Source organism: Mesorhizobium sp. WSM4849, from assembly GCF_055811385.1.
The window spans coordinates 29,551-51,901 of record NZ_JBVVPW010000006.1; the positions used below are offsets into that span (position 1 = coordinate 29,551).

Genomic DNA, 22,351 nt, shown 5'->3' on the forward strand with positions numbered 1-22,351 from the left:
CTCCTGTCGCATTCTCAAGTTTACGGACGATGACGGATCGCTTGTTTACGGATGGTGACTGCAACCCGCCTTCAGGCACCCTGCTGCATCTCTAAATTGGCGAACGGATTGGTGCATGGCTGCCATCCGGTGAATCGGATCGGGTCGGTTGGCGAACTGCGCCGGGCGTAGTCGGTCAGCATATGGAACTCGGCAATGACCCAGCGGTCGAAATGCCCCAGATCCTCTTTTTTCCGTTCGGGCAGCAACCGGCGGGCGGCGCCCAATTTCAGCGCCTCAAGCAGAGTGACCGCATCGCCCAGCTTTTCGTTTGGAAATATCCAGGGATTCCGCTTTTGGAACTCCAAAACGAACTGCTGCATATGCTCGATGCGCATGTTCAGCCTGCCGAAATATCTTTCGAGCGTGACGCGCACCAGGTCCTCATCCGAAAGCGAGGAAACGGCGGCGTAGGCGATGCCGGTCGAAGCAACTCCGCCAGCCATGATGGCCAGTGCCGCGCGTCGCGAAAGCTTGATCATCCGGGCATTTCCTTTCCCGCTATCCGGCTCGCCGCCCGCAAGGAGAGGGCTGCCGCGGTCAGGCTCGGGTTCGCACAGGAGCAGCTTGGATATGTGCTCGAGCCGACGACAACAAGGTTCCTGAGCCGATGGTGGATCATGTCGCGGTCGACAACCGAATCCGCCGGGCTCACGCCCATCCTCAACGTGCCCTGGACGTGCGACTCGGTCCGCCGGATGCCGCGATCGAAAATCTCTTCGACCGGCAGCGGAGCCAGAAGCGCCGGCAATTTCTCCTTTGCCCGCGCCATGCCCTTGACCGCGTAGTCGGATGCCCCATTGAAACTGACGAAGGCGTTTTCATCCTCGTCGAGGACCACGAGATTCTCCGGGTCGAGCAGGTCTTCGGTGACAATGATGAGGGGAAGCGTCTGACGGACACGTCCCTTTTCGGGGCGCATCCCGTGTTGCCAGCGGTTTTCGAAATAGACCAGCGCCGCCGCATGGTCTGATCTGTGAGGGCCGTCATAAAGGCCGAAATTCAAGCCGGTGGTGATGGTGCTTCCGTCGAAATTGTCGACACCGTCGAGATAGGCTTCGAAGTTCCATCCGTAGGATTCGTGCAGGCCGCGCCCGACGAATTCGCCCGATAGGCCCGACCGCAACATTATCGCCGGGCTCTGGATGGCATTGGCGCCCAGAATGAAAAGATCGCCGCTGACCGAATACTCCTTGCCCTCATGAACGAATGCGACCGAACGGACCGATCCGCCGACATGGTCGAGCCGGCGCACTTCAGCGCCAAGGCAGACCGAAACGTCGGGATGCTCGAAGACGTGCATCAGGCCGTTGTTGGCGGTGAACTTCGCGTCGACCGGGCATAACCCGCATCGCAAATTGGCGCAGCACGAAGACCGCTGCGCGGTCGGCACCCGCGCCCTGGCTGTCGGCACGACAAAATGCTGGTCCGGCTGCGCCGCTTTCATCATCCGGTCCGGCGTCGACATGCGATGCGGTGGTTGGGGAAACGGCCTGGAACGCGGCATCATCGCCGCCATGTCGGGGTCGCCTGAGATCGACATGACGTCCTCTGCATCGCAGTAGAACGGCTCGAGCTCGTCATAGCTGATCGGCCAGTCGTTGCCGACCCCGTAGAGGCTTTTCAGCCTGAAGTCGTTCGGATGAAAGCGCGGCGTCTGCGCGAACCAGCAATTCGTCCCGCCACCCAATCCGATGGTGTAGTTCCACGGCTTGTCGGAGTTGGTCTTGTAGGTGGTCTCGTCCTCGATGTCGGTGTTGACGTTCTGCTCGAGCTGCCATTCATGCGTGTTGTGCCGGCCCCATTCCAGAACCAGAATGCGCGCCTTTCGCTGCTTGGCGAACGCATGCAGGAAGAAGGCCGAACCGAAACCGGAACCGACAGCGACAAGATCAAAATGTTCGTTGGCGATCTGTTCCGGCCTGATGCCCAACACCATCAGATAAGACCCCTTGCTGACACGAGCGCGTTCATCGGCGCCCTCGTGATCGTCCTTGATGTCCGAGCCGGCCTTGTCACCGGCCTTTCCCGCATGGTCTCACGCCGCCATCCTGCCGATGCTGTGATATTCGATGCCGTAGCGAGCGATGACCTTCGGGTCGTAGAGATTTCGGCCGTCGAAGATGATCGGCGTGATCAGCGCATCCTTCATCGCATCGAACGACGGCGCCTGGAAGTTCTTCCACTCGGTGGCGATCATGAGAGCATCGGCGCCGCGCAGCGCTGCCTCCTTGGTGCCGCACAAGAGCAGATCCTCGCGCAGTCCGTAGATGGCCTGGCATTCCTGCATCGCCTCGGGATCGTAAGCCTGCACTTTGGCACCGGCCTTCCACAGCGCTTCCATCAACACACGCGCCGGCGCCTCGCGCATGTCGTCGGTATTGGGCTTGAAAGCCAAGCCCCACAGCGCAAAGGTCTTGCCCTTCAGATTGCCCTCGAAATAGCGGTTCACCTTGTCGAACAGGACCGACTTCTGTTCATTGTTGCGTTCCTCGACCGCGCGCAGCAGCTTGGCATCGAACTTGACGCCTTCCGCGGTCTTGATCAGGGCGCGCACGTCCTTGGGGAAGCATGAGCCGCCATAGCCGAGGCCCGGATAGATGAAGTGATAGCCGATGCGCGGATCGCTGCCGATGCCCCTGCGGACCTCCTCGATGTCGGCACCCAGCTCCTCGGCCAGATTCGCCATTTCGTTCATAAAGCTGATCTTGGTCGCCAGCATGCAATTAGCCGCGTATTTGGTGAACTCGGCGCTGCGCACATCCATCACGATCATCTTCTCGTGGTTGCGGTTGAATGGAGCGTAAAGCTCACGCATCACCGTCTCGGTATCCTCACTGCCGGTGCCGACGATAATGCGGTCGGGCTTCATGCAGTCGGCCACCGCGGAGCCCTCCTTGAGGAATTCCGGATTGGAGGCGACGTCGAAAGTCAGATCCTCGCGGCCCCGCGCCTTCAGCGTCGCGGCGATCTTGGCCTTTATCTTTTCGCAGGTGCCGACCGGCACGGTCGACTTACCCACGACGATCTTGGGCGCGTCCATCTCCCGGCCGATGGCCTCGGCAACGGCCAGCACATATTTGAGGTCGGCCGAACCATCCTCGCCCGGAGGCGTGCCGACGGCGATCATCTGGATTTGGCCATGCTTGACGGCGGCCGCGGCATCGGTGGTGAACTTGATGCGGCCGGCCGCATGGTTCTCCTTGACGAGGTTTTCGAGCCCGGGCTCGAAAATCGGGATGAGGCCCTGATTGAGCCGCTCGACCTTTTTCACGTCGATGTCGACGCACACCACCTGGTGTCCAACTTCGGCAAGCACCGCCGCCTGCACGAGACCGACATAACCAATTCCAAAGACCGTCAAATTCATTTGGTGTCATTCCTGTTCAAGACTTCGGAGCGCTTTCGGTCCGGCCGGTTCAGATTAGTCTTTACTTTATGCTGCATGCCAGCGATTCCGGAAACTGGCATGGCTGGCCCAGTGCCGTGAATGCGACGCGGTCAACTTGCATGGTGAGCTTGCGGCCCGGATCCGAAAACGGCCCCAGCCATTCCTTCATCGTGTCGCTGCCCCAGTGGTTGAAGAAAATCTTTTGCGCATGGCTGGGCAGCTTTGCCGGATCGGTGATCGTGTTCACCAGTTGGCCATTGACGTACCAGCGCAGCCGGTCTTTCTCCCAAACGAAGGCATAGTCGTTGAAAGCCTTGTCGGTGCCGCCAGCTACATCCACTACTTTCTCATTGTTGCCCTTGCCGCCTATGTAGGCGTTGACCTGCACCTTGGACGTGTCCTTGGTCAGCACCTCGAAGTCGATTTCATCCCACGGCTGCTTATCGGTGGGGCCGATATATGTGAAGAAGGCGGCGTTGATGCCGGAGCCCGCATCGGTTTTCAGCCGCGCCTCATAGGTGCCATAGCCGAAGCGCTTCTTGGTCTGGATCTCGCCACAGGCAAAGTCGCGATCCTTCAGCTTCCGCTTTTCGAAACCGAGCGTCAGCTTGCCGTCGGAAAGCTTGACCTGGCTTTTGGACCAGGTGCAGTTCTGAAATTTGCCGTTTGTCCAGCCGTCGGCAATGTACCAGCGCGCACGGTCGAAGCTGGTGAAATCATCGACGAACGATGGCGCAGTCGGGATGTCCTGCGAACGGGAAGGGGTCGGGCCTGCAATCAGGCTGCCGAGTGCGACCAGCAGAAACGCGCCGCCCGAACATAGCTGCCTCAGGTTCCCTTGCCTGATCGTGCGCGTGAACGGCCTGTCGCCGGTTGCTGGGGTGGACGTGCTTTTCGGATCCGCATTCATACCAAACTCACCTTTGTGCTGTGCGCCCCCAACCCAAAGTCGACGTTCAAACCATGACGAAACGAGATGATCTTGACCGTCTGCCAATACCTTCCTTGTGTTGCTTTTTTTGTCCTGTGCAGCCTTTTGCTGTGGCACCAAACCCCTTGCCTGTGGCGCCACCCAGGATCCTTGAAGTTCACCCCGTGCCGGCAGCCGGCTTGGCGAAATCAGCCTTGGTTGTGGAGCTACGCTCGACGCTTTCGTCGAAGATTGCATCCAGCGAATGACGGAGATCCTTCATTAATTCGTTCTGGCGCGCGAGCGCCGCGATGCGCCGCTCGCAATTCAGGATCGACTTCGTCAGTTCGCTGACCTCGGCGGATCTACTGGAGGAGACCGCCCCATTCTCCATCGCCTCGACCAGGAAGGCCGCGTTGGTGGCCTTGGTCCGATAGCGATTCTCAAGGCCGTTTTTCTCCGCCTCGACCTCGGCTGCGATCTGGTCAAGCAGCTTTGCCAGGCGGTCAAGGCGCGAGATGTCGGTCTGCCTGTCTCGGGCCGGATCCCTTGATCTAAAGCCGAATATCGAGACCATCCGCTCAGTTTCCTGTCATGGTCGGCCTGGCACTCATGGTCGGCCTGAGGCCACCCCCGTGCCCATCCGGGCCAACAAAACCTTGTCGCATCGTCCAGCTCCTCTGACAGGGGGACATTTTCGGGCCGATTCAAACAGCCAACCAAAATTGCTGCACCGCAACATACATGCCATCCCCAAGGCGAGTAGGCAACCACCTAGTGTGGCGAATCGGAAATTCGCATCACAATGGGGCGGGGTAAGGGCCTGTTGACAGGATCGGCATGGCACGGGCTGCGGACAAGCTTAAGTCTCGCCGGCCGGGCTGGTTGCGGCCATGAGAAAGCGCAACGGCGGCACAGGCTGCTTTGAGCCAAAGCCAGCGCGGCGAAACAGCGCATCCAGCTTGTCGGCGGCCACGCCGCGGACGATGGGGATAAGGTTGGATTGGCTGGCCAGGGCGTAGGCCGCAGCCGATGTCAGCCCCTGCTCATTCTTCATGTCGAGGAAGTTTCGCAACCGGTACTTGTCGCGTACCTGCCGTTCGTGCCTTCTGAGCACGGCCTTAGAACCTTCCGGCAAACTGTCGATCGCCAGCAGCGCCAGATCCGCGTCGGCCAGACGCTTGAGATCCTGCGTCTTGTGCCGGCCGCTCAGGGAATCCGCGCGGACGATCGCGCCATAGCCGCAGGACCTGATGACCTTGAAGCGCGCACCGCAAGCCACCGCGCGCGCGTAGAGTTCATAGTCTTCGCCCAGTCGCAGGTTTTCGTCATAGTGCAGCCCATGCCGGTCGAGAAAAGCACGGCTGATCACCGGCTTGAGGAAACCCAACTCACCTCTCTGCACACGGCGACTGGAGATGTTGCCTTCGATGAAACGCTCGAAATCGAGGAACTCCGGATCGGGCGAGAACCGCGGAGCGGCGATTTTCGAGACGTCGGTGGCCGCGTCGTCCCTGATCATCATGATATTGTCGGCAGCGAAATCCCAATCGGCGCTGGCGAACAATTCGCGAAATCTGCCCGCAAGAAAAAAATCGTCGGCGTCCAGAATGCTGATGAACGGCGATTTGGAGCTGGCGATCGCGGCGTTGCGGGCGAAGGAAGGACCGCCGTTGACGTCAAGCCGGATTACGGAAAGCCTGCCGCTGCCATCGTCGGCCGCCCGAGCGACTTTCGCGGTATCGTCGGTAGAGGCGTCGTCGACGACGACGACTTCCGCCACCTCCGGCTCGCGCAATGCCGATGCGATGGCAACCGGGATTGTCCGCGCCGCGTTGCGGGCAGCGATGATCACGCAGACCTGGGGTTCTGTCATCAATTCGCCTCTCGACTGCACGGTAGCTCCGATTCCTCGCCCTTCCCCGTTGAATGTCCAATGCAGCTCTCGTTCTCAACGACTGCCGGCTGTTTGAAAAAGCGTCAGCCGGCGCTTATGCTGCAGGTGCGAAGCAAAGCATCGTCAAAATCATTCGCCCCGTCCAGTCTTTCCTTTCGGTGTCGCCTCGGCGCAAATCTATGGGCGATGAAATGCCAGCGGATAGACGGGCCGCTTCGCACACCGTCCCTGCTCATTCTGGATGGACCGTCAGCGCACTCGAATCGGCGATCATCAGGTCGATCGACAGGGTTTAGGCAATATTAGGGGCTGAATCAGAGGATCCGAGGCTGAAGGAAAATCCGGAAGCCGGTTGTCCAGGATGTTGTCGGGCGAGCAGTCCGCTAGGAATCCGATTGACGCTACCTGTCGTCAGGTCAGTGGAGGCTTCTCCTGGCACTGAACTTCTCGCCATCGGCCGTTTCGGCCGAACTCAGCTTTCGTTCGGCATCGCGAATCTTATCAGCCGACGTCGGGGGATTTCTGACAACCATGACGAAAACCAACAGAAAGTAGCCCAGCTGGATGACAATGGCGCAGGCTATAGTGCGAAATAGCGTTGTGCCTAGCGAAGCGCCGTCGAGATAAGACCAGGCGGCCACGATCGCCAGGGCGAAAATCATGCCGACAATGAACTTTGGTAGCGACATACCCAGCCCGTTAACCTGCTCGGGCAAAAATCGATGATTGACCCACCCCGAGCCTCCCTTCGCCATGCGAGCTGTTGAGGCCGCTCGCTTTTTGGCCGGTTGCTTCCGGCCTTCCCACGCTGTCCATACTCTGACAGAAACAAACTGCAACTCTATTAAGGTGTGCAATAGCGGGCAAGGCCAACCGCAAATTATTTTGGATAAGTTCGCGGGATCGAGTCTGCCATGTTGCGATGCACACATCGGCATCACGGCCAATCACCCGGTATGGACTCACTTCAGTAAGAGCCGCAATATTAACCAGTATTTTACCTTAAATATTTCCTATATTTACAAATATGAAGCACGATAAACACTCGAAGATGCGACACAAAGAGCGATTCGTCCAAAATCAACCCCAAAAAGGCACTAAATTTTTCACGATTGCCCATAATTTGTCACAAACTCGCCATAAAGTTCAACATTTGTGCAGGATCGGTTTATTATTTAGTCAATTCATGACGTGATTATTTCAGGCGCTCAAGAAATTGTGTGTTGCGATGCAGCATTTTTTTGATATCGTGCGGCAAACCATCCGTTCAACGTATGGAGTTTACGCATGAGGGACGTAGCCAAGCCGGCCGACGCGGAATTTTCGCAGGCCGGTATCGATTTTCAACCAATCGGCGGCCTGCTCAAACGCAGCTTCGATATTGCCGGTTCACTGATTGGCCTGGTTGCTCTCAGTCCGCTGTTTGTGATGGTCGCGCTGCTTGTCAAGTTTTCTGACGGCGGGCCGATTTTCTACGGTCACAGCCGGATCGGTCGGGGAGGACGGATATTCCCGTGCCTCAAATTTCGGACTATGGTACAGAATGGCGAACAGGTGCTGGCTGCATATCTTGCCGCCAACCCAGATGCCAATGCCGAATGGATAGCGACCCGCAAGCTCAAGAACGATCCGCGCGTCACGCGCGTCGGGGCCGTGCTGAGGAAGCTCAGCCTCGACGAATTGCCGCAGATCATCAACATCCTTCAGGGCGACATGAGCCTTGTCGGTCCTCGCCCCGTCGTGCGCGACGAGCTCGAAATCTACGGCAGTTCGGCTGTTTATTACCTGAAATCGCGCCCCGGCCTGACCGGGCTCTGGCAGGTCAGCGGCCGCAACGACGTTTCCTATGACAGCCGCGTCGCATTCGATCGCCACTATGTCGAGAACTGGTCGCTATTCGAGGACATTCGCATTATCATCAAGACCGTGCCTGCCGTCTGGATGTCGCGGGGCTGCTACTGACCGGCCGAGACCCGGTCTCTGTGCAGGAGCGACTGTCCTGACGCCAAGCATTCTGCAGCAAGCTTCATCGGGCGGGGCAAAAGCGGATCGGAAAACGTTCAGTTGAAAACAGACATCTTCGAAATCTCCTGCGCCGGCACCGTCAGCAATTGCATGCGACGGATGCGGCTTATGATCACTTGCCTCGCACTGGCGCTCGCCGTTCCCCAACTCGCCGCCGCCGACGAGTACCGCCTTGGATCGCAAGACAAGCTGACCATCCGCGTGGCCGAATGGCAAACTGTTGAAGGCACGTTCCGCGACTGGACGGCCGTCAACGGAGAGTACACAATTGGTCCTTCCGGAACATTGTCAGTGCCGTTCGTCGGCGAAATGCCGGCATCCGGCAAGACGACATCGGAGATCGCGGCAGCGATCGGCCAGGCGCTCCAGCGCAAACTCGCTCTGGCGGACCGGCCGGAAGCCTCCGTCGAAATGGCGCAGTACAGGCCGTTCTACATTTCCGGGGAAGTCCAGACGCCGGGCCAGTATCCTTACGTGCCGGACCTGACCGTCCTGAGGGCGATGAGCATCGCTGGCGGTGTCAGGCGGAGCCCAGAAGGACAGCGGTACGACCGCGACATGATCAATGCCAAGGGCGATTTTGACGTTCTCCAAGATCAACGGGTCCGACTGATCGTCAGGCGCGCCCGCATCGAAGCGGAGATCGCGGACAAGCCGACATTCGACGTACCGAAGGAGTTGGGCGACGATCCGAAGCTGGCAAGTATCGTTGCCGACGAGATGGCGATCCTGACAGCCGACCAAAAGAAGCTCAAACTGCGCCTTCAGGCGCTCGACGACTTGAAGAAGCTGCTGCAGAGCGAGATCGAATCGTTGCAGAAAAAGATCGTCAACCAGCAGCGGCAGGTCGACCTGGCAAAAGAACAGCTCAGCGGCATCGGTTCGCTGGCGCAGAAAGGCCTTGTCGTCAACACGCGGGTTCTGGGTTCGCAACAGACGATCGCCGACCTGGAAGGCCAGATCCTGGATTACGACACGGCCATCCTCACCGCCAAGCAGGCGATCAGCAAAGCCACCCAAGATGCCATCGACCTGGAAAACACCCAGAATGCGGACCTGGCCGCCGACCGGCAACAGGTAGAAGCCGATCTCAGTGCAACGATGCTCAAGATGAACATGCAAACAGGCCTGATGGCCGAAGCCATGTCGGGGAACCCGGCACTGCAACGCTATCGCGACGGCGAAGAGCCGGCAATGACGTTTAGCCTGGTTCGGATGGTCGACGGCAAGACTAGCGCAATCACCGCCAGCGAAGACACGCCCGTACTGCCCGGGGACGTGATCAAGGTGAAGCTGGTGCCGATGGCTAGCCAATAGGCCTTCGAGCGATCGGCTGATCAGATCACGCCGAACAGATCGACTGGATCGGCGAAGAGTTGGACTCGGACGAGTCCGACCTTGAACTCGCCAACACTGTGCTCGCCGCCCCGACAAACCGGCCTACCGCCAACCTCGGGACGTGAGTAATTGCAGCGCAAGGAGATGTTGTGCTTTAGTTGCAACTTAAATCCGAGGAGGACTTTGTCGTGCACAGTGAAAGGGACGAAATCGTCAGTCGAGAAAGAGAATTTCACAATCTCAGATTCAGTCAAGAGGAGGATCCAAGAGGAAGCCTGGACAAGTGGTATCGAACAATTCGTCACGGCGCTGAACGTCAAGACGAGCAAATAAAACGCCTGTCGAAGAACGCAGACGTGCTCGAGTACGGTTGCTCCGATGGCGGGTGGTCCCTGCATTCCCTGCACCTGCCCGATCTTTGCCGATCTCTGACGGGGATCGATATTTCGGATGTAGCAGTAAACAAGGCGAACGAACGGGCGAGCACGCTTGGAAGCACGAACGCTACATTCCTGGCGATGAATGCGGAAGCCATGTCCTTCGAGGACAACAAGTTCGACCTGGTGTATGGACGCGGGATCATCCATCACCTGGACCTGGACCGGTGCTTTTCCGATGTGGTCCGTGTCTTGAAGCCGAACGGCGTGGCGTCCTTCTACGAGCCGATGGGACACAATCCTCTCCTGAATGCCTTCAGAAGGCGGACACCCCTTATCCGCACCGCCGATGAACATCCTTTGTTAATTTCGGACTTCGCGTTGGCCCGCCGCTATTTCAGCAATGTCCAGGTGGACTATTTCGGCCTGTGCTCCGTAGGAAGCGCGCTAATGCCGCGAAGCATCTCGGAAACCGTCTACACCGTTGGCAAAGCTGTCGATTCGGTGGTTCTGACGCTTCCCTTCGTGAAGCGGTTCGCATGGTATGCGCTCCTAACCCTTAGGGCCTGATCAATAGGTGGCAAGCCCAACTGGGGCGAGGGTGGAAGGAGCAAGTGCCTCTCGCCACCGCTTCAGAAGCTGCCTGCGTGATGATTGTTGGCCTGAGCGTTGTTAGGCGGCGTCTTCGTCCGAAGTTCAATACAATAATCCTGCCTGGCGTCGAAATCGGGGATCATCGCGTAATTGGATCTGGGTCCGTGGTCGCCCCCACGAAGCATGGCTACGGGAAATCCTGCCCGAATAATTCGCGAATTTGTGGCGTCCCAGGATTACATTTATTTTGATACTAATCTTAGCAAACGAACATCAAGACGATATTTGGCGCTTTGCTTAGCCCCTTGCGGTTTCTGGTTCCGCGAGGTTGGCTGCGGCCCACCGGGGACGGGCGACAGGCACCCTCACCAGCTTGAAGTAGCTGTAGTACAGGAGGAAAGAGCCCATGATATAGGGGTTGAAGGTATCGATCTCGACGAAGGATCGGATGAACAGAAGCACCATCACGCCGGCAAGAATCACGGACTCGGCTTGCCATGTCCTGAATATCAACGCCGATATATGGCCCCACAGCGTGCGCACGATGATCAGCGACATCAGCGTCGCCCCGACATAGCCAAGCTCGACGAGGGCTTCGATATAGGTGTTGTGGAAGTGGAAGCCGCTTCGGGTCGTGATGTAGAATTCGTTCCAAAGCCGCTCGGCCTCGGCGAAACCCTGCACCCAATAAGCCGCGTAGCCGACGCCGAGGATCGGTGCTTGCTGCGCCGCATCCCAGCCCTGCTCCCAGAGATAGGTCCGTCCGGTGAGCGTGGAATCCTTTCCGAAGGCGCCAAGGATGAAATCCAGAAGTCCCGCAAAGGCAACCACGGTGACCACGACCAGCCCGAATGCGCCGACTAGGAAAATCACCCGTCGGTAGCGGAGCGAAAGCTTCTTGGCCATGGTAAGCAGAGCCACCAGAGCGAGAGCTGCCGGTATCGAAGCCGTCGAGGTGGCGGAATGCGCCATGACCAGCAGATAGGCCGACAGGACGAGGACCGGCGCCGTCAGGAAAAGGCTTGTCCGGCCGCGTCTGAGGAAGACCAGGAAGACAATGCAAAAATAGATGCCGAGCGATGCGACAAAGCCGATCTGGTTTTTGGAGCTGAATGCGCCGACGAAATTGTACGTCCCGTCGAGCATATCATAGGAATAACCCCCGACCTTCAGCGAATAGAGCAGAACGACAAAAATCCCAATCAGTGAGCCTATCGTCAACGTTCGGACGCTGACGGTGCGTGCTGCAATGTAGGCGCAGGCGATATGGGAGCAATACTGGATTGCCGTCCTCAACGTGATGCCGGGGGCATCCGACCAGAACACCGAGAGGCAGACGTAGAATGCAAACGCCAGCGGGAGCCACGCGCTGGAGGCATGTCGCAGCAGCCGCCGGTAGTCGACCAAGATCAGGGGAAGCCAGACCGCATAGTAGGCCAGGATCAGGATCTGGCCGAAAACGGAAGAGTAGGAGAACGCCCAAACGGAGATGGCAACAGCAAATGTGCCGTAGACCGTGCTCTTCTCCGGGTCGACCAACAGAGATTTTGGAATCTTCATCTCGGTAGCGAATTCTCGTCCATGCAGTTCAATGCCGATTCGCCGCCGCGCCACCATGCGCGAACGCTTCCATTGTGCAGTGCAATATACCCCATCTCCCGCAGCCTGTCACCCAAATGAGGCAAAAACAGCCATAAGGCGCCCCGGGACGGCGGTAAAAGGCCACGACAGGCCGTGCGGCAAGAACCCGAGCATCCCGGCGCACGGCTGGGCATCGCTGTCGGCGCCGTCAAAAACCATCGCCGCCGCATTTATGAGAGGCTCGGCATCACCACCGCGCGGAACTGTTTTTGCAGTTCTTTCAGCACCGGACCGAAAAATAGCAGCCGGCATTCGTTGCATCCGTTGCAATGAATGAGGCCCTCCGCGTACGCTATCTCCGGGACAACCAGACGATGGCCACACGAACAATTGGCAGGCGCTGGTCGTCCCCGATCTGCTGGGTTGGAGCAAACGGATGGACAAACCTCGAATCTTCCTGGGCTCTTCGGGGAAGCAGAAAAAACTGCTGCAGGCGCTGACACGCGGTCTTGAAGACATCGCGCATGTGGAACCTTGGACGACGTCCTTCAATCCGGGGACAACCACCCTGGGGCGCCTCCTCGAGCTTACGCGTGAAGTCGACTTCGCCGCTTTCGTGTTCGCTCAGGACGATTGGACCAGTGTGAGCCAGCCGGCATCGTCTGCGGCGGCATCCGCTCAAGCTTCTCCACGAGACAATGTGGTTTTCGAGGCCGGGCTTTTCGGCGGAGTCCTTGGAATGCGCCGGACGTTCATCCTACATGCCAATGGCTCCAAGCTTCCAAGCGATCTCCTCGGCCTCACCTCCGTAAGGTATGGCGAGGCGACGACCGGCGCGGAGATGAGGGCGATCAACCAAAAGCTTCGGAATGCGATCGAGAACGAAAGTCGCGTCGCCCGCATAGAGGGCTTCTGGTGGCAGTTTTCCCTGACGGAGCGCTCCGCGAGGGAGCCGTCCGCCGTGAGCCTCTTGCGTATCTCGCGAGGCCGCGATGGTGCGCTGGAGTTGGCCGGCCGCTCATGGCAAGAGAATGGCAGTCTGTCAGCCAGATACTGGAGCGAGGCGGTAAAGGAGAGAAAGGAGCCTCCCGGCATCTTCTACTTTTGGAATGGAGAACGGCCCTTGGATGCGAACGCGTCGCAGTTGTACGGGACGGGAGAGATCCGGCTGGAGTCCGCCGATCGCGCATCCGGGTATTTCACGACGCGCGCAGACACGAACCCCGAGGTGAATGCGCGCACGTCCGGGGTCTACCTGCGCGCCGATCCGGAGGACTTAAGCATCCTGGACGGACGCGACAATCAGCGGCGCGTGGAGTTGATCGCAGAGCGGCTGAGCCATTGGAAGTCGATCAAGAACGTCTGAACTGCGCCCATGGGAGTCGCTCGGACGGCCCTGCCGCCTCGCCGCGACCGCAGCCCCAGTATCATATGGAGAGGTAACAGCCAGGAGGGGCTTCTCCACCGCCTGCTACTGGCCCACCACGAAGCTGTTCGGAGGCTCCAGACTCCGGCTTGAACTTCTCTGTCGTTGACTTCACATTCGCCGCCGATTGGGAGGACGAGCACATGACGATGAGTTTTGCGGGACGGTTTGCCGGGCGGTCGGCCGTGATCACCGGTGGCGCGTCGGGAATCGGCCTGGCCGTCGCGCAAAGAATCGCTGGGGAGGGCGGGCGCGTTTGCGTCTGGGATCGTGACCCCGCCCAAATCGAGCAGGCGAAGGCTGTCATTGCCAACCTGCACAGCGTGACAGTCGACGTCGCCGATCCCTTAGCGGTCGAACAGGCCGCTCAGCAGACATTCGATACCCTTGGCGCGGTCGATATCCTGGTCACCAGTGCGGCCATCACCGGACCGAACACGACGACCTGGGACTATTCGGTGGAGGATTGGCGCCGGGTCATCGACATCAACATCAATGGCGTCTTCTACTGCAACAAGGCACTGGTTCCGCACATGCTCAAGCGCAATTACGGCAGGATCGTCAACATCGCTTCGATCGCCGGCAAGGAGGGAAACCCGAATGCATCTGCCTACAGCACCTCAAAGGCGGCGGTGATCGGCCTGACCAAGTCGCTGGGCAAGGAACTGGCCAAGACCAAGGTGACGGTGAACTGTGTCACGCCGGCGGCCGTGCGCACCGCGATCTTCCAGCAGATGAGCCAGCAGCACATCGATTTCATGCTGTCGAAGATACCGATGGCGCGGTTTGGCGAGGTCGAGGAGGTGGCGGCACTGATCTCGTGGATCGCTTCCGAGGAATGTTCCTTCACGACGGCTGCCGTTTTCGACGTTTCCGGCGGCCGGGCGACCTATTGAAGCAACTGAGGCGCGATCCAGACTGGAGTTAACGTCGCTTGCTTAGGGTCGAATCCCCCCTGTCCGACGAAGATCTGCTCGACCGCTTCCAGTGCGCGGCCTTCGGCTATTTTCTGGAAACCGTGAATCCCGAGAACGGGCTGGTCGCCGACACCTCGCGGCCAAATTGGCCGGCAAGCATCGCGGTCGTCGGCTTCGCCCTGTCCTGCTATCCGGTCGGGGCGGAGCGCGGCTGGATGACGCGAGACACAGCCGCGAAGCTGACGCTTGCCGCACTGCGCTTCTTCTGGAACAGCCGGCAAGGCAATGGCGACAACGTCACCGGGCACAAAGGCTTCTATTACCATTTCCTCGACATGCAGACCGGCCTGCGCGCCTGGCGATGCGAATTGTCGATGGTGGACACTGCGCTTTTGATGGCCGGCGTGCTCGTGGCTGGCGCCTATTTCACGGGCGACAATGACGAAGAAACCGAAATCCGCGAACTCGCGGAAGTGCTCTACCGGCGCGTCGACTGGCGATGGGCGCAAGGCAGCAATTCGACCTTGCGGCAGGGCTGGAGGCCGAAGAGCGGCTTTCTGCGTTATGGCTGGGAAGGCTACAACGAAGCGACGATGCTCTACGTTCTGGCAATGGCCGCCCCGGACAAGCCAGCCTCGGACGACAGCTATGCCGGCTGGACGGCAACATATCAGTGGGAAAACATCTACGGCTACGACGTGCTCTATGGCGGCCCGCTGTTCATGCACCAGTTCTCGCATGCCTGGATTGACTTCGACGGCATCCGGGATGCGTTCATGCGAGAGAAGAACTCGGACTATTTCGAAAACAGCCGCCGCGCGACCTACCTTCACCGGGACTATGCGCGGCACAACCCCTCTGGCTACGACGGCTACGGCGAAGGACTTTGGGGCCTTTCGGCGGGTGACGGACCCGGCAACTTCCGCGCGCAGATCGAGCGGCGACCTCGCAAATTTTCCGGCTACGCGGCGCGCGGCGCACCGTTCGGGCCCGACGACGGAACGATAGCGCCGTGGTCGTATCTCGCATCGCTGCCCTTCGCGCCGGAAATCTGCCTGCCGGCGCTGCGCCACCTCAGAGAACGCCACCCTGAGGTGATCGACAGTTTCAGGATGCCGAGCGGCTTCAACCCGACGCTGGCAAACCGGCGGAAGTTCGGGCCGAGCGGCTGGATATCGGATGCGCATTACGGACTGGACCAGGGCATTGTCGTGCTGATGATCGAAAACCACCGCTCGCGCCTAATCTGGGACCTGATGCGGTCGAGCCCGCATATCCGTCGCGGCCTGTGCAAGGCTGGATTCAGCGGCGGCTGGCTGTCGCAGCCGGCGAGCCTCCTCCCAAGGACCAGTGCTGAATGACGGCTACCGCCCAGCTGTCGCTGTCGTGTCGGGCACGAAGGTGTTCGCCCTTCCCAGCAACTCGCGCTTGCTAGGAGGGGCGTCATCGGCCGGCTCGCATGTTCGTCTCGCTTGGCAAGTCACCGATTTGATTAGCCGGCGAACGTATAAGCGGTCTTCACCGTGGTGTAGAATTCCGCCGCGTAGCGGCCTTGCTCGCGCGGGCCGTAGCTCGATCCCTTGCGTCCGCCGAATGGCACATGGAAGTCGACGCCCGCCGTCGGCAGATTGACCATCACCATGCCGGCCTCCGAGTTGCGCTTGAAATGCGTGGCGTGCTTGAGGCTCGACGTGCAGATGCCCGACGTCAGCCCGAACGGCGTGTCGTTGGCCACCGCCAGCGCCTCGTCATAGTCCTTGACGCGGATCACGTTGGCGACCGGGCCGAAGATCTCCTCGCGTGAGATGCGCATGGCGTTGGTGGCCTGCGTAAACAGCGCCGGCTGCAGGTAGAAGCCGCGGGTTTCGCGATCGAGCCGCTCGCCGCCGAAAGCGAGATCGGCGCCCTCCTGGCGGCCGATGGCGATATAGTCTTCGTCCTGCTTCAGCTGGCTCTGGTCGACCACGGGTCCGATCTGGGTTTTGGTATCGAGCGCGTCGCCGACGACCAGCTTGGCGAGGCGATCTTTCATCGCATCGACGAAGCGGTCATGGATGCCGTCCGTCACGACCAGGCGGGACGATGCCGTGCAGCGCTGGCCGGTCGAGAAGTATGCGCCGTTGATCGCGCAGTCGACGGCGACGGCAAGATCTGCATCGTCGAGCACAACTAGCGGGTTCTTGCCACCCATTTCGAGCTGGAACTTGCGCATGTGCTCGACGCTGGCAGCAGCGACGCGCTTGCCGGTGCCGACCGAGCCGGTGAAGGTGATGGCATTGAGGTCAGGGCTGTCGAGCATGGCCTGGCCGACCACCGAACCCTTGCCCATCACGAGATTGAGCACACCCTTCGGCAGGCCGGCGCGGTGCAATATGTCGACAATGGTCCAGGCGCTCTCCGGAACCAGCTCGGCCGGCTTGAAGACAATGGTGTTGCCATAGGCCAGGGCAGGAGCGATTTTCCACGCCGGGATGGCGATCGGGAAATTCCACGGCGTTATGATGCCGACGACGCCGACCGCCTCCCGCGTGATCTCGACACCGACGCCGGGCCGCACACTCGGAACCAGCTCGCCAGACAGGCGCAGCGTCTCACCAGCGAAGAAATCGAAGATCTGGGCGGCCCGCACGGTCTCGCCGATGCCCTCGACCAGCGTCTTGCCTTCCTCGCGCGCCAACGCCCGGCCGATTTCATCTTTCCGCGCTGTGATCTCGTCCGACGCCTTCCTCAGCACCGCATGGCGTGCCAGCAGGCCCGATCGGGACCATGACGGAAATGCCGCTTTCGCCGCCGCGATGGCCTGCCGGGCCTGCTCGGCGCCCCCCGACGCATATTCGCCGACCACGTCGTCGAGATTGGACGGGTTGATGTTGCGGGAGCCGGCATCGCCCACCCACTCGCCATCGATGAGGTTCTTTCGAAACGGGATCATGTCGCTGCCTTCCTTGTCGTCCTTCGATTGCCGTCTATCTGGACCACCGGCCGCCACACCGCAAGGCCGCGGGCGGCAAAGTTCTCCTCTTCGACAGGCATGTGATAAGCAGGTTTCGGAAAAGTGTCCGACGGTTTTCCGATAGAAACCTGCGACAAACCATGATTCTAGTATGGTGCGACGCGGATCGCACCAGGAGGAAACTGCCATGTCCGACAGCGCGTTGCCGCTGGTGATCAGCGCGCCCGAGCCACGCACGCTCGACCTGATTTTCACGCCCGAGGCACTGGCGAGATTCCGCGCCAGATACCGTATCGTCGAGACGTCGCCCGAAGGCGTCGCGGCTCTGCCGGCCCATTTGCTCGCCGAGGCGCGCTACATTGTCGGCCAGCCGCCGATCGCGCCGGAGACGCTCGACAAGATGCAAACGCTGCGCTGCGTCTTCAACGTCGAGAGCAACCTCATCAACAACATGCCGTATGAGACGCTGTTTACGCGCGGCATCCATGTCGTCACCACAGGCCTGGTCTTCGCCGAGCCGGTGGCCGAACTCGGCCTTGCCATGGCGCTCAACCTCGCCCGCGACATCGTCGACGCCGACCTCGCCTTCCGTCAGGGCAAGGAACTGTGGGGCGGCGACGGCAACCAGACGGCACGGCTTCTCTCCGGTGCGGACGTCGGCATCATCGGCTTCGGCGATCTCGGCCGCGCGCTCAACCGGCTGCTGTCAGGCTTTCGCACGCGGACAAAGGTTTTCGATCCGTGGCTGCCGCCGTCGATCCTTATCGAGAACGGCGTCGAGCCCGCTTCGCTCGACACGGTTTTGTCGGCCAGCGATTTCGTCTTCGTCGTCGCTTCGGTGACCAGCGAAAACCAGGGTTTTCTCGGCACTGAGTCCTTTGCCAGGATGCGCAAAGGAGCCGCGTTCATCCTGCTCAGCCGCGCAGGAGTGGTCGATTTTCCGGCGCTGATGGACGCCGTTCGCAGCGGTCACATCGTCGCCGCCAGCGACGTGTTTCCGGAAGAGCCGCTGGCGCAGGATCATCCCGTGCGCTCGCTGACTGGCTTCCTGCGCTCCGCCCACCGGGCCGGCGCGCTCGACATCGCCTTCAGGCGCATGGGCGACATGGTGCTGGAGGACATGGACCTCATCGATCGCGGCCTGCCGCCCATGCGTTCGAAGCGGGCCGAACGCGAAACCGTTTCGCGCATGCGTTCGAAGCCTGTCGACAAGAATTAAGCCGTCAAAGCCAGCGCCTGCGCGGGTTCTCAGATGGTGAACGACCACAACAGGCAGGCCAGAGTCGCAGCGGCGAAGACGACAAAGAACAGGCTTCTCAGCAGGATATTGCGGCGCAACTCGTTCATGAAGAGATGGCATCCGACTACGGCGGCGACAAACAGGAAGCGCCAATTCAGCAGTGCCGGCAAGATATTGCTTCGATCGAAAGCCCATCTGGCGGCGAGGCCGCCAATGATAGCCGCGAACAACACGATGACTGTCCAGAAGATCGCATCTGCTGCGTTCGTCAGGACGACGCCGGCGGCCCGAATCGGCAGGATCATCATCAGCAGCGCGCTGAAGAAATACACTGAAGCAAGCGGGATGAACGTCCCGGCATCGGCGACGTCGTCCAGGCGTTTTGCGCCGATCGCACCATAGGGATAGCCATGCCTGGCCACTGCCAGGCTGAGAGCCATCAGCAGAGCCGTCAAAATGGCGACCAATGCGAATGAAGTGAGGGCTTTGCTCATGCTGTTCCTTGTCCCACCGTTCAACGTGCTTGGCGAATCGAACAAGGACGTTGGTAGACCATGGTTGTAAATGGCTGGTAAGCGGCAAAGCAGCGCGGTGACAGCTTTGTGGGACGGCCTTTACGGCAGAACCGTTCCGGCCACAGGAAATTCAACAGCAGTCGAGCATTCACTCTGCCGCTTGAAGATTTCGCGCGTCGATGATGGTCCTGATCTCGGCGCGGCAGGAGCCGCAATTGGTGCCGGCATGCAAGGTGGCGCCGATCGCTTCGACGCTGGTGCAGCCGCCGCGCACCGCTTCGGCGATCTGATTGGCGCCAACCCCGAAACAGGAGCAGACGATGGCACCACGGTCGACGCGATTGCCGCCGGGCCGCCCAGCCACGATCGCCAGCCGCCCGCGCCGATCGGCGTGATCCGCACTCAACTGCTCCACCGCCCAGCTGCGCGACACCGCGACAGGCTTAGGCGCAAGATAGAGCGCACCAGCCAGGCGGCTGCCGGCGAAGCGGGCGAAGCGATAGTGCCCGCCGGCGACATCATGATAGGCGAGCGTCTCACCTTGCACGTCCGCCTCGAGAAGCGAAGTCGCGAAAACCGGCCAGTCCCGGCCTGCCTTCAACGCAAACTCGAGGCGCCAGCCAGCGGCGCAGCGGGCGAGACTCCAATAGTCGGCGTCGATCGCGGCCGGCCGTTCGCCAAGCACCGCGAAGCCAAAGGCGACAGCAGCGAAGCGCTCTACGCGGGTGGCAACGTTCTTCGAGGCCGGCTGGCCTGAAATCGCATCGGTTATGGGCGCCACCAGCGCATCGACGCGGGCGCGCGCGGAGAACTGGTCCGTCCAGTGCATCGGCACGAAGACCGATCCCGGGCGCTGCCGCGCTGTCACCAGCGCGCGAACCAGCACCTCGCCGTGCACAGTCGAGACGCGCACGATGTCGGCGTCGCCGATGCCGAAGTGCAGTGCATCCGCCGGGTGGATTTCGATGAAGGGCTCGGCCATGTGCTGGGACAGGCGCTGGCTTTTGCCGGTCCGCGTCATCGTGTGCCAGTGATCGCGAACCCGCCCGGTGTTGAGGATCAGCGGGAATTTTTCGTTCGTGCGGGTTTGCGGAACTGGACGGATCGGGATGAAGCGCGCTTTGCCATCGGGTGTGTAGAAGCTGCCGTTGGCGAAAAAGCGGGTGCTGGGTGAGGCACGTCTTGCCTGAACGCCCAAGTCTTTCTCACTTTCAGCCTGAGCACCCCCCTCTGGCCTGCCGGCCATCTCCCCCGCAAGGGGGGAGATTAGCAGCTTGGGCGCCTGCTCTCCCCTTGCAGTATTGGAGATTGGCGAAGGCCGTGGTGATAGCCGATCTCCCCCCTTGCGGGGGAGATGGCCGGCAGGCCAGAGGGGGTCGTCCGCGACGGCCTCCACCTCGTTGAGGCGGCCCGGAGAGGTCGAGACTTCACCACCGACCCCACCCCGGCTCGCTTGTCTCGCTTCGCTCAACGCGCGCGCCGACCCTCCCCTCAAGGGGGAGGGTGAGGCCGGCGCTGGCCACTGGAAAGGCACCAGCGCGTCGTAGTCTTCTCCATCGGCCCCTGCGTACGCGCCGATGTCAAAATCGCGCGCGCCGTCATTCTCGAATGCCGACAGCGCTGCGTGTTCGGCGAAGACATCGGCCGGCGACGCATGTGAAAACGCTTCGCCAAAACCCATCCGCTTGGCCACTTCGGCGATAATCCACCAGTCGGCTCTTGCCTCGCCGGGCGTGGCCAAAAAGGTGCGCTGGCGCGAGATGAGGCGCTCCGAATTGGTGACGGTGCCGTCCTTTTCACCCCATGCGGCGGCGGGCAGGCGGACATGGGCGTGGCGGACCGTGTCAGTCTTGGCCAGCACGTCCGACACCACGACAAACGGGCAGGCCTTGATCGCCGCCTCGACGGCATCGGCATCCGGCATCGAATCGACCGGGTTGGTCGCCATGATCCACAGCGCCTTGACGCGCCCGTCGGCCACCGCCTGGAACATTTCGACCGCCTTCAGGCCGGGTTTTTCGGCGACGGTCGGCGCACTCCAGAAACGCTGCACGCGGTCGCGGTGCTCGGGGTTTTCGATCTCCATATGGGCGGCCAGCATGTTGGCAAGGCCGCCGACCTCGCGGCCGCCCATGGCGTTGGGCTGGCCGGTCACCGAAAACGGCCCGGCGCCGGGCTTGCCGATGCGGCCGGTCGCAAGATGACAGTTGATGATGGCGTTGACCTTGTCGGTGCCCGAGGATGACTGGTTCACGCCCTGGCTGTAGACGGTCACCGTCTTCGCCGTCGCGGCGAACAGGCTATAGAAGCTGAGAAGCTCGTCCTCGCCGAGGCCCGTGGCTGCGGCAACGCCGGCAAGGTCGAGCGCGGAGGCGGCGAAAAGCGCTTGCCCGAAGCCGGTCGTGTGCGCCGTGATGTAAGTGCGGTCCAGCGCGTTATGCTGGCCGAGATAGGCGAGCAGTCCTGTGAACAAAGCAACGTCGCCATCCGGCGCGATCGCCAGATGCATGTCGGCGATATCTGCAGTCATGGTGCGGCGTGGATCGATCAGCACCACCTTCATCTCGGGCCGCTTTTCCCGGGCACCTGCAATGCGCTGGTAGAGCACCGGATGGCACCAGGCGAGATTGGAGCCGACGAGCACGATCAGGTCGGCAAGCTCCAGATCCTCGTAACTGCCCGGCACGGTGTCGGAGCCGAAGGCACGGCGGTGGCCGGCGACCGACGAGGCCATGCACAGGCGCGAATTGGTGTCGATATTGGCCGAGCCGACAAACCCCTTCATCAGCTTGTTGGCGACATAATAGTCCTCGGTCAGCAACTGGCCGGAGACGTAGAAGGCGACCGAATCGGGACCGTGCTCGGCAATGGTTTGCGAGAAGGTCGAGGCGACGAGGTCGAGCGCTTCGTCCCAGTCGGTGCGGCGGCCGTGGATCTCCGGGTAGAGCAGCCGTCCGTCGAGGTCGATCGTCTCGGCCAGCGCCGAGCCCTTGGAACAGAGCCGGCCGAAACTCGCCGGATGGTCGGGATCGCCCCCGGCGGGTTAGCCAACCGGCCCCGGCGCCCAAGCCCCCCCCCCCCCCCCCCCCCCCCCCAAAAGGGGGGGGGGGGCGCACCCCCCGGGGGGGGCCCCGGAGTCAGAATATAG

General features: G+C 60.8%; 17 protein-coding genes and 2 pseudogenes. 8 read left to right on the plus strand and 11 right to left on the minus strand.

Features of this window, described 5'->3' with window-relative positions; all coding sequences use genetic code 11:
* Window positions 1-71 precede the first annotated feature (71 nt).
* From AC0L3L_RS07940 to AC0L3L_RS07970, 7 genes are all read right to left on the minus strand, one after another.
* Window positions 72-521, minus strand: coding sequence for a hypothetical protein (locus tag AC0L3L_RS07940; protein ID WP_123146383.1), 450 nt, complete (start codon window positions 519-521; stop codon window positions 72-74).
* Window positions 518-1,978: a GMC oxidoreductase gene (locus AC0L3L_RS07945; RefSeq protein ID WP_473637177.1), complete on the minus strand. Its 1,461-nt coding sequence runs from the start codon at window positions 1,976-1,978 to the stop codon at window positions 518-520. Before AC0L3L_RS07945 ends, AC0L3L_RS07940 begins: the two co-directional genes overlap by 4 nt.
* Before the next feature lie 99 nt (window positions 1,979-2,077).
* Entirely contained in the window at window positions 2,078-3,409 is a 1,332-nt protein-coding gene (locus AC0L3L_RS07950; RefSeq protein ID WP_473484202.1) for a UDP-glucose dehydrogenase family protein, read from the minus strand.
* Between the two features lie 61 nt (window positions 3,410-3,470).
* On the minus strand, window positions 3,471-4,340 hold the full coding sequence (gene exoK / locus AC0L3L_RS07955) for an endo-1,3-1,4-beta-glycanase ExoK (protein ID WP_473637308.1): 870 nt from the start codon (window positions 4,338-4,340) through the stop codon (window positions 3,471-3,473).
* Between the two features lie 178 nt (window positions 4,341-4,518).
* Window positions 4,519-4,917, minus strand: coding sequence for a single stranded DNA-binding domain-containing protein (locus AC0L3L_RS07960; RefSeq protein WP_473484205.1), 399 nt, complete (start codon window positions 4,915-4,917; stop codon window positions 4,519-4,521).
* 285 nt (window positions 4,918-5,202) lie between these two features.
* The gene (locus tag AC0L3L_RS07965) at window positions 5,203-6,216 is read right to left on the minus strand and encodes a glycosyltransferase family 2 protein (protein WP_473637178.1); all 1,014 of its coding nucleotides are present in this window, start codon (window positions 6,214-6,216) and stop codon (window positions 5,203-5,205) included.
* A 437-nt stretch (window positions 6,217-6,653) separates the two neighbouring features.
* Complete coding sequence (locus AC0L3L_RS07970; RefSeq protein ID WP_244602612.1) at window positions 6,654-6,992, minus strand: exopolysaccharide production repressor protein; 339 nt, start codon at window positions 6,990-6,992, stop codon at window positions 6,654-6,656.
* A gap of 532 nt (window positions 6,993-7,524) precedes the next feature.
* Between AC0L3L_RS07970 and AC0L3L_RS07975 the strand changes: the two genes are divergently transcribed.
* From AC0L3L_RS07975 to AC0L3L_RS07990, 4 genes and pseudogenes are all read left to right on the plus strand, one after another.
* Window positions 7,525-8,199, plus strand: coding sequence for a sugar transferase (locus tag AC0L3L_RS07975; protein WP_095493866.1), 675 nt, complete (start codon window positions 7,525-7,527; stop codon window positions 8,197-8,199).
* A gap of 171 nt (window positions 8,200-8,370) precedes the next feature.
* The gene (locus AC0L3L_RS07980) at window positions 8,371-9,579 is read left to right on the plus strand and encodes a polysaccharide biosynthesis/export family protein (RefSeq protein WP_473637309.1); all 1,209 of its coding nucleotides are present in this window, start codon (window positions 8,371-8,373) and stop codon (window positions 9,577-9,579) included.
* Between the two features lie 179 nt (window positions 9,580-9,758).
* Entirely contained in the window at window positions 9,759-10,547 is a 789-nt protein-coding gene (locus AC0L3L_RS07985; protein WP_258120744.1) for a class I SAM-dependent methyltransferase, read from the plus strand.
* Between the two features lie 131 nt (window positions 10,548-10,678).
* A pseudogene (locus tag AC0L3L_RS07990) lies at window positions 10,679-10,787 on the plus strand (acyltransferase); the annotation flags it as partial.
* An 81-nt stretch (window positions 10,788-10,868) separates the two neighbouring features.
* On the opposite strand, the gene AC0L3L_RS07995 reads toward AC0L3L_RS07990, so the two are convergent.
* Window positions 10,869-12,131, minus strand: coding sequence for an O-antigen ligase family protein (locus tag AC0L3L_RS07995; RefSeq protein WP_123147366.1), 1,263 nt, complete (start codon window positions 12,129-12,131; stop codon window positions 10,869-10,871).
* A gap of 457 nt (window positions 12,132-12,588) precedes the next feature.
* On the opposite strand from AC0L3L_RS07995, the gene AC0L3L_RS08000 reads away from it, so the two are divergent.
* From AC0L3L_RS08000 to AC0L3L_RS08010, 3 genes are all read left to right on the plus strand, one after another.
* Entirely contained in the window at window positions 12,589-13,518 is a 930-nt protein-coding gene (locus AC0L3L_RS08000; protein WP_473484217.1) for a TIR domain-containing protein, read from the plus strand.
* Between the two features lie 203 nt (window positions 13,519-13,721).
* On the plus strand, window positions 13,722-14,474 hold the full coding sequence (locus tag AC0L3L_RS08005; protein ID WP_473637179.1) for an SDR family NAD(P)-dependent oxidoreductase: 753 nt from the start codon (window positions 13,722-13,724) through the stop codon (window positions 14,472-14,474).
* A gap of 38 nt (window positions 14,475-14,512) precedes the next feature.
* Window positions 14,513-15,856, plus strand: a complete 1,344-nt coding sequence (locus AC0L3L_RS08010; RefSeq protein WP_473637180.1) for a glucoamylase family protein — start codon at window positions 14,513-14,515, stop codon at window positions 15,854-15,856.
* A 131-nt stretch (window positions 15,857-15,987) separates the two neighbouring features.
* Here AC0L3L_RS08010 and AC0L3L_RS08015 read toward each other — a convergent pair whose 3' ends face one another.
* A complete protein-coding gene (locus AC0L3L_RS08015) occupies window positions 15,988-17,424 on the minus strand; it encodes an aldehyde dehydrogenase family protein (RefSeq protein WP_473637310.1) in 1,437 nt (478 codons plus the stop codon).
* Between the two features lie 211 nt (window positions 17,425-17,635).
* On the opposite strand from AC0L3L_RS08015, the gene AC0L3L_RS08020 reads away from it, so the two are divergent.
* Window positions 17,636-18,667: a hydroxyacid dehydrogenase gene (locus AC0L3L_RS08020; RefSeq protein WP_473637181.1), complete on the plus strand. Its 1,032-nt coding sequence runs from the start codon at window positions 17,636-17,638 to the stop codon at window positions 18,665-18,667.
* Between the two features lie 29 nt (window positions 18,668-18,696).
* Here the strand turns inward: AC0L3L_RS08020 and AC0L3L_RS08025 are convergent, their stop codons facing one another.
* Both AC0L3L_RS08025 and AC0L3L_RS08030 read right to left on the minus strand, forming a co-directional pair.
* Window positions 18,697-19,182, minus strand: a complete 486-nt coding sequence (locus AC0L3L_RS08025; protein WP_473637182.1) for a hypothetical protein — start codon at window positions 19,180-19,182, stop codon at window positions 18,697-18,699.
* Between the two features lie 169 nt (window positions 19,183-19,351).
* Window positions 19,352-22,271: pseudogene (locus tag AC0L3L_RS08030) on the minus strand (nitrate reductase).
* Window positions 22,272-22,351: the final 80 nt, after the last annotated feature.

Excerpts from the sequence above, each read along its gene's own strand:
- AC0L3L_RS07940 (WP_123146383.1), bottom strand. The coding sequence starts at position 521 with ATGATCAAGCTTTCGCGACGCGCGGCACTGGCCATCATGGCTGGCGGA.
- AC0L3L_RS07945 (WP_473637177.1), bottom strand. The coding sequence starts at position 1,978 with ATGGTGTTGGGCATCAGGCCGGAACAGATCGCCAACGAACATTTTGAT.
- AC0L3L_RS07950 (WP_473484202.1), bottom strand. The coding sequence starts at position 3,409 with ATGAATTTGACGGTCTTTGGAATTGGTTATGTCGGTCTCGTGCAGGCG.
- exoK (WP_473637308.1), bottom strand. The coding sequence starts at position 4,340 with ATGAATGCGGATCCGAAAAGCACGTCCACCCCAGCAACCGGCGACAGG.
- AC0L3L_RS07960 (WP_473484205.1), bottom strand. The coding sequence starts at position 4,917 with ATGGTCTCGATATTCGGCTTTAGATCAAGGGATCCGGCCCGAGACAGG.
- AC0L3L_RS07965 (WP_473637178.1), bottom strand. The coding sequence starts at position 6,216 with ATGACAGAACCCCAGGTCTGCGTGATCATCGCTGCCCGCAACGCGGCG.
- AC0L3L_RS07970 (WP_244602612.1), bottom strand. The coding sequence starts at position 6,992 with ATGGCGAAGGGAGGCTCGGGGTGGGTCAATCATCGATTTTTGCCCGAG.
- AC0L3L_RS07975 (WP_095493866.1), top strand. The coding sequence starts at position 7,525 with ATGAGGGACGTAGCCAAGCCGGCCGACGCGGAATTTTCGCAGGCCGGT.
- AC0L3L_RS07980 (WP_473637309.1), top strand. The coding sequence starts at position 8,371 with ATGATCACTTGCCTCGCACTGGCGCTCGCCGTTCCCCAACTCGCCGCC.
- AC0L3L_RS07995 (WP_123147366.1), bottom strand. The coding sequence starts at position 12,131 with ATGAAGATTCCAAAATCTCTGTTGGTCGACCCGGAGAAGAGCACGGTC.
- AC0L3L_RS08000 (WP_473484217.1), top strand. The coding sequence starts at position 12,589 with ATGGACAAACCTCGAATCTTCCTGGGCTCTTCGGGGAAGCAGAAAAAA.
- AC0L3L_RS08005 (WP_473637179.1), top strand. The coding sequence starts at position 13,722 with ATGACGATGAGTTTTGCGGGACGGTTTGCCGGGCGGTCGGCCGTGATC.
- AC0L3L_RS08020 (WP_473637181.1), top strand. The coding sequence starts at position 17,636 with ATGTCCGACAGCGCGTTGCCGCTGGTGATCAGCGCGCCCGAGCCACGC.
- AC0L3L_RS08025 (WP_473637182.1), bottom strand. The coding sequence starts at position 19,182 with ATGAGCAAAGCCCTCACTTCATTCGCATTGGTCGCCATTTTGACGGCT.